Raw genomic sequence first — 14,165 nt, 5'->3', positions numbered from 1 at the left:
ATCCCGGCCTGTCAGCTGCGCTTGACGTCGCGGAAATCGACCTGGCGGTGGTAGCCGTAGGTATAGCCGTCGATGTTCTTCGGCATGACCGCATCCTGGTTCGGCTGCCAGAGCATGACGATCGGCGTCTCCTCGGCCATGATCGCGATCATCTCCTTGCAGGCCGCGTCATACTTGGCCTTGTCGGTCTCGAACCGGGCCTTCTCCGCGATCTCGTTGATGCGGCTGTCGTTCCAGCCCGAATAGTTCCAGCGCTGCGGTCCATAGAGGAACGTGCGGAAGAAATAGTCGGTGGAGGGCAGCCAGGCGATCGAGGTCTCGACGAAGAAGGGCAGTTTGCGCTCCGTCACCATGGTGGAGATCTGCGCGTCCGGCAGCTTCTGGATATCGACCTTGATGTTGATGGCGGCGAGCGCCTCCTTGACCAGGGCGGCGATCGGCTCGGCAAAGGCGGCCGCGCCCAGGTTGAAGGCGAAGAACGTCTCGAAGCCATTCGGGTAGCCGGCCTCTGCGAGCAGGGCCTTGGCCTTCGCGACATCCTGCTTGTAGGGCATGGGCTGCGGGAAGGACGCATCGGTCGGCGTGCCCGACCAGGTGCCGCCATAGAGCTTGGCGCCACGCTCGAAGAGAGCGGCCTTGAAGATCGAGTCATAGGGCAGGGCGGCGGCGATCGCCTGGCGGACCTTCTTGTTGTCGAAGGGGGCCATCTTGGTGTTGAACGCGATCATCGTGAAGGCGTTGAACTGGGGCGTCGAGATCGCCTTGACGCGGCCGCGCTGGACCAGCGTGTCGATGTCGCTCGGCTGCAGGTCGATCGAGAGATCGGCATCGCCCTTCTCGATCAGGCTGGCGCGGGTGGCCGCCTCCGGAATGGTCTGGCAGATGATGCGGCGGAACGGCGCCGGCTTGCCATCGACACCACCAACCCAGGCGTCATTGCGGCGCAGGATGACCTGCTCGCCGGCCTTGAAATTCTCGACCGTGTAGGCGCCCGAACCGGCCGTGTTGTTCTTGGTCCATTCCTGGCCCCACGGATCGGCGGCGGTGGCGTTCTTCTTCACCAGCGCCGAATTGAAGATGACGGCGTAGAGCGTGCAGAGATTGGGCAGCGCCAGGCGGTCCGGCTTGTCGACCTTGGCCTCGACCGTGTGCTGGTCGATGATCTTGAACTGCTCCGGCTTGGTCCAGGAACCGGTGCCAACCTGGGCCGCGGCCAGCGACTTGGCGGACACGGCGCGATCCAGCGACCACTTCACGTCCTCGGCGGTGACCGGGGTGCCGTCATGGAACTTGGCGTTCTTGCGCAGGTGGAAGGTGAAGGTCATGCCATCGGCGCTGGTGACGACACGCTCGGCGATCTCGCCGCGGATATTGTCAATGTCGAAGACCCAGTTGTCGCCACGCTTCTTGCGGCCGAACGAGACGAGGCGGTCATAGACGTTGACGCTGACGCCGAAGGCTTCGCGCGTTGCACCGGGCATGGTCGGGTCGAGCGTGTTGACGGCTGCGCCGGTGACGTAGCGCAGCGTCTCCGCGCGCGTCTGGGCCGAGGCGGACCATGAGAGGGAGGATGCGGTGGCGATCGTTGCCGATCCTGCAAGCACGTCCCGACGCGAGATCTTCATGACGCCAACTCCATTGTTGCGTACCGTCCGGCACTGCCGCCTGGACCCAGTGAGAATTCGTAGATCGGTAGCAAGGGGCATACCATCAGGTACATTCCCTGCAACAGGTCTGCACACAAGCCGTATACAATGCGCCCTCGGGACAAACACTGATGCCGACGGAGGCAGTTGCATCGCCTTTGGGCATGATCATCCCGCAAGCCAGCCGCCATCGACGGCGAGCGTGGTGCCGGTCGTGAAGCTTGCGGCATCGCTCGCCAGGAACAGGATCGCCTCCGCGACCTCCTCCGGGCGCCCCAGCCGACCGAGTGGATGCCGGCTGATCGAGGCCTGTTTGGCGGCTTCGGGATCGGCCTTCCGTCGGAAGCTGCGCTGCAGCATCGGCGTGTCGATCGCGCCGGGCACGACCGCGTTGACGCGGATGCGGTCAGGCGCGAAATCCACCGCCATGGTGCGGGTGAGACTGAGGATCGCGCCCTTGGCGGCGATATAGGCGACATTGCCGCTGCCGCCGGCCAGTGCCAGCTGCGAGGCCGTCGTGACGATCGAGCCGCCGCCCTGGGCCTTCATGGCGGGTGCTACCGCGCGGGCCCAGAGCCAGGTTCCGCCGACATTGGCGCGGAACACCGCTTCCCAGTCTTCCGGCTTGGTGGTGAGCACCGTGCCGCCGACCGAGAAGCCAGCCCCGCAATAGAGCGCGTCGATGCGGCCGAACTGGTCAAGCGCTGCAGCAGCATCGCGATCGGCCGATCCGACCTCGCCGACATCGGAGACCCGCGTGATGGCCACGCCGCCCTTTGCCACAATGGCGGCGGCGGTTTCGTTGACTCCGGCTTCATCGCGGTCGACCAGACAGAGCTTCGCACCCTCGGCGGCGAACAGCAGCGCCGCCGCCCGTCCGATGCCCGAGCCGCCGCCGGTGATGATCGCGACCTTGTCCTTGAGCCTCATCGTCATTGACCTGTCTCGGTAATGGCGGCGTCGACCGCATCCTTGAGCAGCGCCACCATGGCGTCGATCTCGGAGCGGGTGGTGATGTAGGGCGGGGCGAGGATCACATGGTCGCCGCTGTAGCCGTCGACCGTACCGGGCGAGGGGTAGCAGAGGAGACCGCGGTCGAAGCTCTGTTTCTTGACCTTGGCCTGCAGACCGAGAGCGGCATCGAAGGGCGCCTTGGTGTCGCGGTCGCGGACGAATTCCAGCGCGACGAAGAAGCCCCGGCCGCGAATATCGCCGACATGCGGGTTCTGCCCGAAGGCCTCGTGCAGCGCACCCATCAGATAATCGCCGTCGGTGCGGCATTTCTCGACGAGATTGTCGCGGATGATCACCTTCTGCACGGCAAGGCCAGCGGCGCAGGCGGCGGTGTGGCCGGAATAGGTGTGGACGCTGGCCACCGTGCCGAACGTGTCGGCAATCGTGCGATAGATGCCTTCCTGCATCAGCACGGCGCCGAGCGGCGCATAGCCACCCGCCAGCCCCTTGGCGGTATACATGATGTCGGCTTCCACGCCGTCATGGGCGAGGGTGCGCCAGGTGCCGCAGCGCCCGACGCCGCACATCACCTCGTCGGCCACCATCAGGATGCCGTAGCGGGTGCAGATCTCGCGCATTTTCTGCGCATAGCCTTGCGGCGCCGGCACGGCGCCGCCGGCTGCACCGACGACGGGCTCGAAGAAGAAGGCGGCGATCCGCTCGGCGCCGACGCGATGGATCTCGCGCTCGAATTCAGCCGCGAGATGGTCGGCGAGCTTGTCCTTCGCCACGCCACCCGCCGGGCGGTAATCATTGGCCGGCGACAGATGCGTCACGTCCATCAGGGCGCCCGCATAGGGTTTGCGGCGGGCCGGATGGCCGGAGAGCGACAGCGCGCCGAAGGTGTAGCCGTGCCAGGACTGGCGGCGGGCGAAGAAATGGGTCCGGCCCGAATGGCCGCGCGCGACATGATATTGCAGCGCGATCTTCATCGCGGTTTCGGTCGCTTCCGAGCCACCGGAGATGAAGCTCACCCGCGAGAAACCGCCTCCCGCCTGGTCGAGGATCGTCTCGGAGAGCTGATCGATCGGGTCGGAGGTGAAGTTCGAGGAATAGCCGAAGGCGAGCTTGTCATATTGCGCCTTGATCGCCTCGATCACCTCGCGGTGGCCGTGGCCGAGCGCGAACAGAGCGGGCCCCGAGGATCCGTCGATAAACCGGCGGCCGGTTTCGTCGATGACATAGATGCCTTCGCCGCCCACTGCCTTCGGCAGGCGCTCGCCCAATTTGTGCTGGTTCAACCAGCGATGTTCGCCTGCGGTCATTGCCGTCCTCGCTTCCAGCCGAAGGCTAGGTCGCCGTGGGTGGACGGGTCAAATAGCGCTGGCGCATGACCCGTCACCCAGCCGCAGGGGTTGAGGCTGGGGCCATTGTCTGGATGCCTCAAGGGCCAGAATCAGGGCTTTCTCTTGAGCCAGTTGAGATAGTCGGTGGCACCGCTCGCGAGGCCATGGCGGGGGCGGAAGCCGGTCGCCGCCTCTAGGCGCTCGAAATCGCTGGCCGGACGGTCGGCGGGCAGTTGGTAGCGGACATTCGCCGCCGCTTCGTCCAGGCCGAAACTCCAGCCGGGGAAGGCCGGCGCGATCGCCTCGCAGAAGGCGAGAAGCGAGAAGATCTCGGGGCCGCCAAGGTCGAAGACCGGCGGCTGGGCGACGAAATCGGCATCGAGTAGCGTGATGATGGCGGCTGCCGCATCGCGCGATTGCAGCCAGCCGCCGAAGCCCGCGCGCGACAGGCGCACCGGTGTTCCCGCCTGCGCCAGCGCCACGACCTGCGCCTGAGCCGACAGGATTTCGCGGACACCGGTCGCGCGCTCGAACGGACCATAGACGCCGGCAAGCCGGATGATGGGCACTGTCAGGCCATAGACCGCGGCCAGCCGCTGGGCGACCAGTTCGGACGAGAGCTTGGTGATGCCATAGAGGTTTGCCGGGGCGGGCAGGTCGCGGTCGGCCTGGAAGCGCTCGCCCTTGGCACCGGCGAGTGGATAGACGCTGCCCGACGACGACAAAACGACCCGCTTGATGCCAGCCTCCGCCGCCGCGCGCAGGACAGCGGCGGTCCCCGCGACATTGACCGCGACAACCCGCTCGGCGAGATCGCGCTCCTGTTCGGGGCCGGCCGTCATGGCGGCTGCATGGATGATCTTGCTGATGCCGCGCTCGCTGATGACGGACGCGACAGCCTTTGCATCGGTCACGTCGCCAATCACTGTTTCGACGTTCTCAGGCAGGTAGCCAGAGGGCGCGGGGTGGGCGGCAAAGACAACGGTCTTGCGGCCGCCGCGGGCGAGCTGGTCTGAAATCGCCGCGCCGACAAAGCCGGTGCCGCCGGTGATCAGGATCGTCATGCAGGTCCTCGCTCCAAAGTTCGCACAAGGATTAGGGCGGCAATGCCGGATAGGCCAGATGGCGCGTCGTGAGGGCACCGATGCCAAGGTGACAGGGCACCTGATCGAAGGGCGGCATTGACCGGTCCCGCCATTCACCGAAGATCGGCCCAGGCGGCCCGCAAGAGGCCGCGCACAGGACAGGGAGCAGACCCTTGGAATGGCTGGAAGGACCGCCGGCAGTGCTTCGGCGCGAGGCGCATTTCGGCGACCGCGTGATCGCCTGCTTCGCGGAGCGGCCGACAAGCGTTCATGGGATGATTGCCGAGGCGCTGGCCCGCAATCCCGACGGAGAGGCGGTTGTCTGTGGTGACGAACGCCTGACCTATCGCTCCCTTGTCGAGCGTGGCGAAGCCGTGGCGCGCGCGCTTGCGGCTCGGGGCATTGCGAGCGGCGATCGCGTTGCCGTCCTTGTCGGCAATCGGATCGAATTCGTTGTCATCCTGGTGGCCTGTGGCCGGATCGGCGCGATCATGGTGCCCATGGGCATCCGGCTGCAGACGCCGGAGATCGCCCATATCCTCGGCGATTGCGGCGCGAAGCTGCTGTTTCACGAGGCGGAGCTTGCCTCGCGCCTGCCACCTCTCGACGGCGTCACCGCCGTTGCTGTCGGCGATGGTCACAGCTTTGCGGATTTCGTCGCCGGCGGCGCAGGCCATCCGGATGTTCGGGCCGCCGCAATTGCCGAAGAGGACACCGCCTTCATCCTCTACACCTCCGGTACGACAGGCCGGCCGAAGGGCGCCATGATCGCCCATCTCAACGTGGTCCACTCGGCCATGGTCTACGAGCACTGCATGCGACTGACCGCTGCCGACCGGTCGATCGCGCCGGTGCCACTCAGCCATGTCACCGGCCTCATTGCCAATATCGCGGCGATGATCCGCGTTGCCGGCACGCTGGTGATCATGCCGGCGTTCAAGGCCTCGGAGTTCCTGGCGCTGGTCGCGCGCGAGCGCATCACCATGACGGTGGCGGTGCCCGCCATGTACAATCTCTGTCTGCTGGAGCCCGATTTCGACGCCCATGATCTCTCGTCGCTGAGGATCGGCGGCTATGGCGGCGCGCCCATGCCGCCGCCCACCATTGAAAAGCTCGCGGCGAAGCTGCCCGGCCTGATGCTGGTCAATGCCTATGGCGCGACCGAGACGACCTCGCCAACCACAGTCATGCCGCCACGTTTCACCGCCAGCCATGGCGACAGCGTCGGCGTTCCCGCGCCGGGCTGCGACGTGATGGTGGTGGACGATGCCGGGCGCGAGGTCGCTCCGGGCGAGACCGGCGAGATCTGGATCCGCTCCGGCTCTGTGGTGAAGGGCTATTGGGCCAATCCCGCCGCGACCACCGAGAGCTTCACCGGGGGCTACTGGCATTCCGGCGACATCGGATCGATCGATGCAGAGGGCTTCGTGCGGGTGTTCGACCGCAAGAAGGACATGATCAATCGCGGCGGCTACAAGGTGTTCACCGCCGAGGTCGAGACTGTGCTGGCTGGTGTCGATGGCGTGATCGAATGCGCCGTGATCGCCCGGCCCTGCCCGGTGCTCGGCGAACGGGTGCACGCCATCGTCGTGACCCGCGAGGAGGGCGGCCCGACGGCCGCCGACCTGAAGGCGCGCTGCCTCTCCGCGCTCTCCGACTACAAGGTGCCGGAGACCGTCACGGTGCAGACCGAGCCATTGCCGCGCAATGCCAATGGCAAGGTGATCAAGCGGCAGCTGCGCGAGGGGCTTGAAGCCCTCTCCCGCTGAGCTCACCGCATGGAGAAGGGCGGCTGGTAGGGCCGGCCGAACGGCACGCCGTTGATTACCGTCTGGAGCGGCTTCAGATAGGCCTGACCGGTGCGCGTGTTGTTGCGGGTGTCGACGAAATTCACCGGCCCCTGCACCAGTTCCATGATGGCCACGTCTCCCGGTGCGCCGACCTTCAGCGTGCCGGCCTTCGAGGCCGGGTCGATCGACTTCATTGGCGCAGTCGTTGCCATGGCGATGACCTGTTCCAGCGTGAAGCCCAGGGTGAGGAACTTGCTCATGACCCAGGGCAGGAACGGCATGCCCGGCGTGTTGCCGGACCAGACATGGATGTCGGACGAGATGACATCGGGGGCGCAGCCCTGCTGGATCGCCGCCTCGCAGACCCTGAAGTCGAACGAGCCGCCGCCATGGCCGACATCGAAGACGACGCCGCGCTTCTTGGCCTCCAGCGCCGCCGGCAGGATCTTGCCGTCCTGGACGATGTTGGTGAAGGCGCCTGCGAGATTGGGCGCGCCGGAATAGGCGTGGGTGAGAACGTCGCCGGGCCGCAGCAGGTTGAGAATGTCGGACATCAGCGAGGGCGTCTCGACCCCGCCGATATGGACCATCATCTTGGCCGGGCGGCCGGAGCGCTCGCAGGCGAGAATGCCGCGCTTCAGAGGTTCCAGCCCGTGCTTGGCGATGACATTCTCGGACATGCGCACCTTCACGCCGAGTACGAAGTCTGGGTTCTCGGCGACCGCCATGGCGCAGGCATCAACCTGGGCGAAGTCGATGTTGTAGAGCTCGGGGACGGGAAAGGCCGACAGCCCCATATTGGCGATGTGAATGAAGGCGTGGATGCGGGTGCGGGTCTGCGCGACGATGAACCGGCGCAGCGCCGCGATGTTGTTGGCGCCGGCATCGCCCGCCGAAACCACGGTGGTGGTGCACTGGTGCGGCACCAGCTCGTCGGCCGGAATGCCGATGGCCGAGCCATAGGGAAAGACATGGGCGTGCAGGTCGACGAGACCGGGCGTCACCAGCTTGCCCGAGGCATCGATCATGCGGCTGGTGCGGGCGGCGGGAATGTCCGCCTCGATGGCCTCGACGATGCCCCAGCGGATGCCGATATCGCGCTTGCCGCGCAATTGCTGGCTCGGATCGATGACTTCGCCGCCCTTGATGACAAGGTCGAACTTGTCGTTGGGGCCCATGGCGCCATGGGCCATGCCGCCGCTTAGGGCGAGGGCCGATCCGGCGGTGGCATGCATGAACGAGCGGCGCGAAAGCTTGCGCATGACGTGATCCTTCCCTGTGTCGTCCCTTGTGCCGCCTGATCTCAATGGCCGGCGGCTTGAGGGCAGCGTCCCACTGGTCCCGCACCGTGGCAATGGTGCGAGGCGAACGGCAGATCAGCGCTGAACGCGGGAAGGACCGGTGCTGACTACTGCGCCTTCAGGAAGTCGATCAGCGTCCGGTTGAACCGCTCCGGCGTTTCCATGTGGATCATGTGGCCGTGCCCCTCGAACACCACGAGGCGGGCATTCGGCATGCGCGCCGCCACCTCGCGTCCGCGTTCGACGAACAGGCCCATGCGCTCGCGCAGTTCGGGCGCCACCATTGCGCGGCCTGTGGCGGTGCGGTCGCGGTCACCCACCATGATCAGGGTTGGCTGGCGGATCAGGTGGAATTCGTGGACCACCGGCTGGCCCCACATGGCGTAGAAGCTCGCGACATAGCTGCGCACCCAGCGGGGATATTCCGCCGAACCGCTCATGCGCTGGCGCAATTCGATGAAGGGCCAGAACTGCTCGCGGGTCAGCTGCGGCGAATAGGTCGCCATCAGCTGGTTGAAATATTGCTCGGCGGTGAGCGCCATCTCGGCCTCGAACAGGCGCTCGCGCGGCGGCGCGACCGTCAGATATTGGCGGTAGTCCTCGAGCCCGACCGGGGCATAGAGAGCCAGGCGACGGACACGGGCGGGATAGGAGCGGGTGAAGCGCGTGCCAGCCATCCCACCCATCGAATGGGCGACGACGGCGACGTCGGCAATGTTCAGATGATCGAGCAGGGCGGCGGTATGCTGCGCCATGACGTCGAAATTGACCGGCAGGTCGTCGGGCTTGGACGACTTGCCGAAATGGATCTGGTCGGGTGCCACCACCCGGTAGCCCTCGGCGAGGAGGGCGCGGATGGTTGGTTCCCAATAGGCGGCCGGAAAATTGCGCCCATGCATCAGCAGCACGGTCTGGCCATTGGGGGCGCCTGTGGGCGCCACGTCCATATAGGCCATGCGGACCGGGCGTCCCTCCATGGTGAGGGGCAGGAAGGCGACCGGGAACGGATAGGCATAGCCTTCCAGCGCGATCCCGAGCGGTTCGCGCGGTGCCGCCGGCTGGGCCGTCGCGGAGCCAGCGGCCAAGGCCGCGATGAGGGCGAACAGGGTGGCCGTCTTCGTCATGGCAACATGTCCCGATGCTTGCGCACCGGGTGATGACCGATGCTGGCGGGACGCTAGGCAATTGTCGCGCGCGAGGCGAGGGGCAATTTGGCGCGCCGGCCCCTCAGCCATTGCTGGCATCGGTTCAGCAATGACGCAAAACAGATCATTTGCTTCATCGTGGCCGCGCCATCATGGTGCCGTTCCCTATCGTCACGAAGCCTTGGGAAGAGGTTCATGCAGACCGCCATCCGATGCATGCTGATGCGCGGCGGCACGTCCAAGGGCGCCTATTTCCTGGCGTCGGACCTTCCGTCCGATCCGGCACAGCGCGACGCGCTGCTGCTGGCAGTCATGGGCTCGCCGGATCCCCGCCAGATCGACGGCGTGGGTGGCGCGCATCCGCTGACCTCGAAAGTGGCGATCGTCTCGCGCTCGCCGGATGATGGAGCCGAGATCGACTTCCTGTTCGCGCAGGTGCTTGTCGACAAGCCGCGCGTCGACATGAACCAGAATTGCGGGAACATCCTGGCCGGCATCGGACCCTTCGCCATCGAGCGCGGGCTGATCAAGGCAACTGATTCGGTCACGCGGGTGAAGGTGCGTACCGTCAATACCGGCACGATCGCCGAGCTCTTGGTCGAGACCCCCGGAGGCCGGGTGAATTATGACGGGACCGCGCGGATCGACGGCGTGCCCGGCACATCGGCGCCGATCCCGATCGATTTTCTGGATGCGGCAGGCTCGGTCTGTGGCTCGCTGCTGCCGACCGGCAACGCGGTGGACCATGTGGCGGGCGTCGACGTGACGCTGATCGACAACGGCATGCCGGTGATCGTGCTCACCGCCGAGAGTGTCGGCCGCACCGGCTATGAGCCCCATGCTGAGCTCAACAAGGATGTGGAGTTGAAGGCGCGGCTGGAGGAAGTCCGGCTCGCCGCGAGCCCGCTGATGAACATTGCCGATGCCGCCAACAAGAACGTGCCGAAGATCTGCCTGGTCTCGCCGCCGCGCGAGGGCGGCCATGTCTCGACGCGCTCGTTCATTCCGCATGAATGCCACGCCGCCATCGGCGTCTTCGCGGCCGTGTCGGTTGCGACCGCCTGCGTTCTGCCCGGCTCGCCGGCGCACAGGGTTTCGACCCTGCCTGCGGGACCCGAGAAGCTCGTCTCGGTCGAGCATCCGACCGGCGAGTTCACCGTGCGCCTCACCGTTGGCGGCACGGAGGCCGCCCCCGTCGTTGAACGGGCCGGTCTGCTCCGCACGGCGCGCGCGCTGTTTGACGGTACCGTTTTCGTGTCCGAGGCCGTGCTCGGTGAGCGCGCCGTCTTGTCCCGCGAGGCGGCCGAATAGCCGTCTCACCCGATCCCAGAGGAAAAGTTCCCATGTCGACCAAGAGCGGTCTTGTCGTCACCGCCCATCCCGGTGATTTCGTCTGGCGTGCCGGTGGCGCCATCGCCCTGCACGCGAAGAAGGGCTACCGGATGAAGATCGCCTGCCTCAGCTATGGCGAGCGCGGCGAAAGCCAGTTTGCCTGGAAGAAGGCGGGCGTCTCGATGGAAGAGGTGAAGGCCGGTCGTCGTGCGGAAGCGGAGGCCGCGGCCAAGCTCTTGGGAGCCGAGATCGAGTTCTTCGATGCGGGAGACTATCCGCTGCGCCCGACGGAGGCGATCCTCGATCGTCTCATCGACATCTACCGCGAGGAGAAGCCGTCCTTCGTGCTCACCCACGCGCTGGAAGACCCCTACAATTTCGATCATCCGGTGGCGGCCCATCTCGCCCAGGAGGCGCGCATCGTCGCCCAGTCGGCCGGCCACAAGCCGGACCCGACGCGGGCCTATTCGGCGCCGCCGGTCTTCCTGTTCGAGCCGCACCAGCCCGAACAGTGCAATTTCAAGCCGAACACGATCCTCAACATCGATGAGGTCTGGGAGGTGAAGCGCCAGGCCTTCGAGATCCTCGCTGCCCAGAAGCATCTCTGGGAATATTACACCCGCGTGGCGCTGAACCGCGGCGTGCAGGGCGGCCGCAATACCGGAAAGCCGATGACCTATGGCGAGGCCTATCAGCGCCTCTTCCCGCAGGCTCTGGAGGAGCTGGCGTGATCGGCGTCGTCGTTCGCAAGATCGAGCGCGCGGAGCCCTCGGTCATCGCCCGGCTGCAGGCGGCCGGCACCTCGACCGTGCACGAGGCGATGGGCCGCTATGGGCTCATGAAGCCCTATTTGCGTCCGATCTGGAAAGGCGCGTCGGTCGCGGGAAGTGCCGTGACCATTCTCGGCCAGCCGGGCGACAACTGGATGATCCATGTCGCCGCCGAGCAATGCCAGGCTGGCGACGTGCTGGTGGTGGGCTTCACCAGCGATACCACCGACGGCATGTTCGGCGACCTATTGGCCACCTCGCTGATGGCGCGCGGCGTCAGGGCGCTGGTGATCGATGCCGGTGTACGCGATGTCGCGACGCTCGAGGAGATGGGCTTTCCCGTCTGGTCCAAGGCGATCTCGGCCAAGGGCACGGTCAAGGCGACCATCGGTTCAGTGAACGTGCCGGTGGTCTGCGCCGGCGCGGCAGTCAATCCGGGCGACGTGATCGTCGCCGACGATGACGGCGTGGTGGTGGTGCCGCGAGCGCTTGCGGCCAAGGTCGCCGATGTCGCCGATGCGCGCGTGGCCAACGAGGACGACAAGCGCAAACGCCTCGCTGGCGGCGAACTCGGGCTGGACCTCTACAAGATGCGCGAGCCGCTGGCGAAGGCCGGCCTGCGCTATGTCGACAGCCTGGAAGACCTGAAGGACTGAAAGGGGCAGCGCGCTTTCGAGCGCCAACCTCTCCATTCCTCATCCTGAGGTGCTCAGCCGCTTGCGGCTGAGCCTCGAAGGATCAATGAACTGACGCGATCGGTCGCCAGCATTGCGCTCAGACAGAAGGTCCTTCGAGGCTCGCTGCGCTCGCACCTCAGGATGAGGTAAGGGTGGACCGGCGAAGCACTATACGTGTCCGGTTGCCGCCCACTCTCGCCTTCAGCGGAACGTCTGCCGCTGCACGCCGGCCTTGTCGATCACCGCGTTCCACTTGGCGATGTCGCTCTTCAGCTTGTCTCCGAGTTCGGCCGGCGTCGATCCCGCTGCCTCAATGCCGAGCTCCGCGAAACGGGTCTTCACGGCGGGATCGGCCACGGCTTCGCGCAGCTTGGCATTGAGCAGGGTGACGATCTCGGCCGGCGTGCCCTTCGGCGCGAAGACCGCGTTCCACGAGGTGACGTCGTAGCCGGGGATGCCGCTCTCGGCGACGGTCGGGACATTCGGCAGCGAGGCTGAGCGCCTGGCGCCCGAGACCGCCAGCGGCATCAACTGGCCAGCGCTAATGTTGCTGCCGAACGAGGCATAGCTGTCGATGGCGATATCGACATCGCCACGCATGGCGCCGTTCATCAGGTCCGGCGTGCCGCGATAGGGCACATGGGTGAAGTCGAGGCCAGTCAGCGACTTGAACAGGGTTGCCGAGAGATGCTGGGTCGAGCCGAACAGGATGGTGCCGACATTCAGCTTGCCGGGATTGGCCTTGGCATAGGCAAGGACCTCCTGGAGCGACTTGCGGGGCCCATTGCCGGCCGTCACAAGCACGAAGTCGAACAGGCCCAGCGTCGAGACCGGCAGGAAATCCTCGACCGGGTTGAACTGGAGATTGGTGTAGAGCGCCGCCGACACTGCCGTGCCGTTGGTGAGCAGCGCCAGCGTGTAGCCGTCGCTCTCCGCACCGAGGGCGGCGCGGGCCGCCGCCATGCCGCCGGGCCCGGGCTGGTTGATGACGGTCAGGACCTGGCCGGTCAGCGCCGTCAGCTTCTCGCCGGCGATGCGCGTGGTGATGTCGGCAATGCCGCCGGCCCCGAAGGGCACGACGATCTTCATGGCGCGGTTGGGGAATCCCGACTGCGCGAGTGCCGGGGCAGCAAGCGTCGAGGCGGCGATGGAGCCAATGAGGTGGCGGCGGGTAAGGCGGATCATGGACATCTCCTGACGATCTTCAGCTTGTCGTTGGGCGCTGGCCGCGCCGGTCATGCGAAGCGGTAGAGCCTGGCGGGATTGTCGACGAACAGGCCCTGAAGCAGAGCCGCATCGTCAGTGTAGCGCGGGACGATATCGACGAGATCGCCATCGTTCGGCATGGCCTTGACGTTGGGATGTGGCCAGTCGGTGCCCCAGATGACGCGGTCCGGCGCCGCCTCGATCAGCGTGCGGCCGAAGCTGACCACGTCATCATAGGGCGGCCCGGAGGCGGTGATGCGCTCAGGCCCGGTCACCTTCATCCAGCACTTCTCATCGGTCTTCAGGAGATCGACAAGGGCTGCGAACGACGCTGCGTCGTGGGTGGGGCCAGCGCGGACACCGCCCATATGGTCGATGCAATAGGGGATCGGCAGTGCGCGCAACATGCTCACGAATTCCGGGACGTCCTGGGCCTCGAAATAGAGGTCGACATGCCAGCCGAGCGGCTTGATGCGATCCACCAGCCGATGGAACACGGCGAGTTCCGGCACATTGCCGAGCCGGCGCACGAAATTCAGCCGGCAGCCGCGGATGCCTTGCTCCGCGAGGGTTTCCAACTCCTTGTCGGTGAAGTTCTCGTCGACATTGGCAATACCGAGATAGCGCCCGCCGCTCTGGGCGATGGCGTCGGTCACCGGGCGGTTGTCACGGCCGTGGCAGGTCGCATTGACGATGACAGCGCGGTCGATGCCCAACTTGGCCTGCAACGCGATGAAATCGGCGAGCGGGGCGTCGTGCGGCGTGTAGGAACGGCCAGGCGCATAGGGGTAGAGCGCGTGCGGACCGAAGATGTGGCAATGGCTGTCGCAGGTCTTGGGCGGCAGTTTGAATGCGGGCGTCCGGGTGTTCGGATCGGGCGCGAGGATGGTCGGCTGGGGCTGGGTCATGGCTT

At 66.1% G+C, this 14,165-nt stretch carries 12 protein-coding genes; 4 read left to right on the top strand and 8 right to left on the bottom strand.

The window, feature by feature from the left end:
* Window positions 1-11 precede the first annotated feature (11 nt).
* From E8L99_RS01745 to E8L99_RS01730, 4 genes are all read right to left on the bottom strand, one after another.
* The gene (locus E8L99_RS01745; RefSeq protein WP_137097931.1) at window positions 12-1,625 is read right to left on the bottom strand and encodes an ABC transporter substrate-binding protein; all 1,614 of its coding nucleotides are present in this window, start codon (window positions 1,623-1,625) and stop codon (window positions 12-14) included.
* A 189-nt stretch (window positions 1,626-1,814) separates the two neighbouring features.
* Entirely contained in the window at window positions 1,815-2,576 is a 762-nt protein-coding gene (locus tag E8L99_RS01740; RefSeq protein ID WP_137101905.1) for an SDR family oxidoreductase, read from the bottom strand.
* A 2-nt stretch (window positions 2,577-2,578) separates the two neighbouring features.
* Entirely contained in the window at window positions 2,579-3,925 is a 1,347-nt protein-coding gene (locus E8L99_RS01735; protein WP_137097930.1) for an aspartate aminotransferase family protein, read from the bottom strand.
* Window positions 3,926-4,056: 131 nt separating this feature from the next.
* Entirely contained in the window at window positions 4,057-5,010 is a 954-nt protein-coding gene (locus E8L99_RS01730) for an NAD-dependent epimerase/dehydratase family protein (protein ID WP_137097929.1), read from the bottom strand.
* A gap of 194 nt (window positions 5,011-5,204) precedes the next feature.
* On the opposite strand from E8L99_RS01730, the gene E8L99_RS01725 reads away from it, so the two are divergent.
* Entirely contained in the window at window positions 5,205-6,800 is a 1,596-nt protein-coding gene (locus E8L99_RS01725) for a class I adenylate-forming enzyme family protein (RefSeq protein ID WP_252511232.1), read from the top strand.
* A gap of 2 nt (window positions 6,801-6,802) precedes the next feature.
* Here the strand turns inward: E8L99_RS01725 and E8L99_RS01720 are convergent, their stop codons facing one another.
* Together E8L99_RS01720 and E8L99_RS01715 are read right to left on the bottom strand one after the other, a co-directional pair.
* Window positions 6,803-8,083: an amidohydrolase/deacetylase family metallohydrolase gene (locus tag E8L99_RS01720; protein WP_137097928.1), complete on the bottom strand. Its 1,281-nt coding sequence runs from the start codon at window positions 8,081-8,083 to the stop codon at window positions 6,803-6,805.
* A gap of 146 nt (window positions 8,084-8,229) precedes the next feature.
* Window positions 8,230-9,246, bottom strand: a complete 1,017-nt coding sequence (locus tag E8L99_RS01715) for an alpha/beta fold hydrolase (protein WP_137097927.1) — start codon at window positions 9,244-9,246, stop codon at window positions 8,230-8,232.
* 216 nt (window positions 9,247-9,462) lie between these two features.
* Between E8L99_RS01715 and E8L99_RS01710 the strand changes: the two genes are divergently transcribed.
* The 3 genes from E8L99_RS01710 to E8L99_RS01700 are packed head-to-tail and all read left to right on the top strand — an operon-like array spanning window position 9,463 to window position 12,025.
* The gene (locus E8L99_RS01710; RefSeq protein ID WP_137097926.1) at window positions 9,463-10,578 is read left to right on the top strand and encodes a 4-oxalomesaconate tautomerase; all 1,116 of its coding nucleotides are present in this window, start codon (window positions 9,463-9,465) and stop codon (window positions 10,576-10,578) included.
* A gap of 32 nt (window positions 10,579-10,610) precedes the next feature.
* A complete protein-coding gene (locus E8L99_RS01705) occupies window positions 10,611-11,330 on the top strand; it encodes a PIG-L deacetylase family protein (RefSeq protein WP_137097925.1) in 720 nt (239 codons plus the stop codon).
* Window positions 11,327-12,025 carry a 4-carboxy-4-hydroxy-2-oxoadipate aldolase/oxaloacetate decarboxylase gene (locus E8L99_RS01700; protein WP_137097924.1) on the top strand — a complete coding sequence of 233 codons (699 nt, stop codon included), beginning with the start codon at window positions 11,327-11,329 and terminating at the stop codon, window positions 12,023-12,025. The genes E8L99_RS01705 and E8L99_RS01700 overlap by 4 nt, the downstream gene beginning before the upstream one ends.
* 222 nt (window positions 12,026-12,247) lie before the next feature.
* Here the strand turns inward: E8L99_RS01700 and E8L99_RS01695 are convergent, their stop codons facing one another.
* Window positions 12,248-13,231, bottom strand: coding sequence for a Bug family tripartite tricarboxylate transporter substrate binding protein (locus tag E8L99_RS01695; RefSeq protein ID WP_168201522.1), 984 nt, complete (start codon window positions 13,229-13,231; stop codon window positions 12,248-12,250).
* A 50-nt stretch (window positions 13,232-13,281) separates the two neighbouring features.
* Window positions 13,282-14,160, bottom strand: coding sequence for an amidohydrolase family protein (locus E8L99_RS01690; protein WP_137097922.1), 879 nt, complete (start codon window positions 14,158-14,160; stop codon window positions 13,282-13,284).
* Window positions 14,161-14,165 lie beyond the last annotated feature (5 nt).

It is taken from the genome of Phreatobacter aquaticus (genome assembly GCF_005160265.1).
In the GTDB taxonomy this organism is placed as follows: Bacteria; Pseudomonadota; Alphaproteobacteria; order Rhizobiales; family Phreatobacteraceae; genus Phreatobacter; species Phreatobacter aquaticus.
Note: the sequence above shows the minus strand (reverse complement) of the source record. Positions and strands in the feature narration are given on the sequence as shown.

Bases quoted from the DNA above. Each gene is read 5' to 3' on its own strand.
- E8L99_RS01745 (WP_137097931.1), bottom strand. From the start codon at position 1,625: ATGAAGATCTCGCGTCGGGACGTGCTTGCAGGATCGGCAACGATCGCC.
- E8L99_RS01740 (WP_137101905.1), bottom strand. From the start codon at position 2,576: ATGAGGCTCAAGGACAAGGTCGCGATCATCACCGGCGGCGGCTCGGGC.
- E8L99_RS01735 (WP_137097930.1), bottom strand. From the start codon at position 3,925: ATGACCGCAGGCGAACATCGCTGGTTGAACCAGCACAAATTGGGCGAG.
- E8L99_RS01730 (WP_137097929.1), bottom strand. From the start codon at position 5,010: ATGACGATCCTGATCACCGGCGGCACCGGCTTTGTCGGCGCGGCGATT.
- E8L99_RS01720 (WP_137097928.1), bottom strand. From the start codon at position 8,083: ATGCGCAAGCTTTCGCGCCGCTCGTTCATGCATGCCACCGCCGGATCG.
- E8L99_RS01715 (WP_137097927.1), bottom strand. From the start codon at position 9,246: ATGACGAAGACGGCCACCCTGTTCGCCCTCATCGCGGCCTTGGCCGCT.
- E8L99_RS01710 (WP_137097926.1), top strand. From the start codon at position 9,463: ATGCAGACCGCCATCCGATGCATGCTGATGCGCGGCGGCACGTCCAAG.
- E8L99_RS01705 (WP_137097925.1), top strand. From the start codon at position 10,611: ATGTCGACCAAGAGCGGTCTTGTCGTCACCGCCCATCCCGGTGATTTC.
- E8L99_RS01695 (WP_168201522.1), bottom strand. From the start codon at position 13,231: ATGATCCGCCTTACCCGCCGCCACCTCATTGGCTCCATCGCCGCCTCG.
- E8L99_RS01690 (WP_137097922.1), bottom strand. From the start codon at position 14,160: ATGACCCAGCCCCAGCCGACCATCCTCGCGCCCGATCCGAACACCCGG.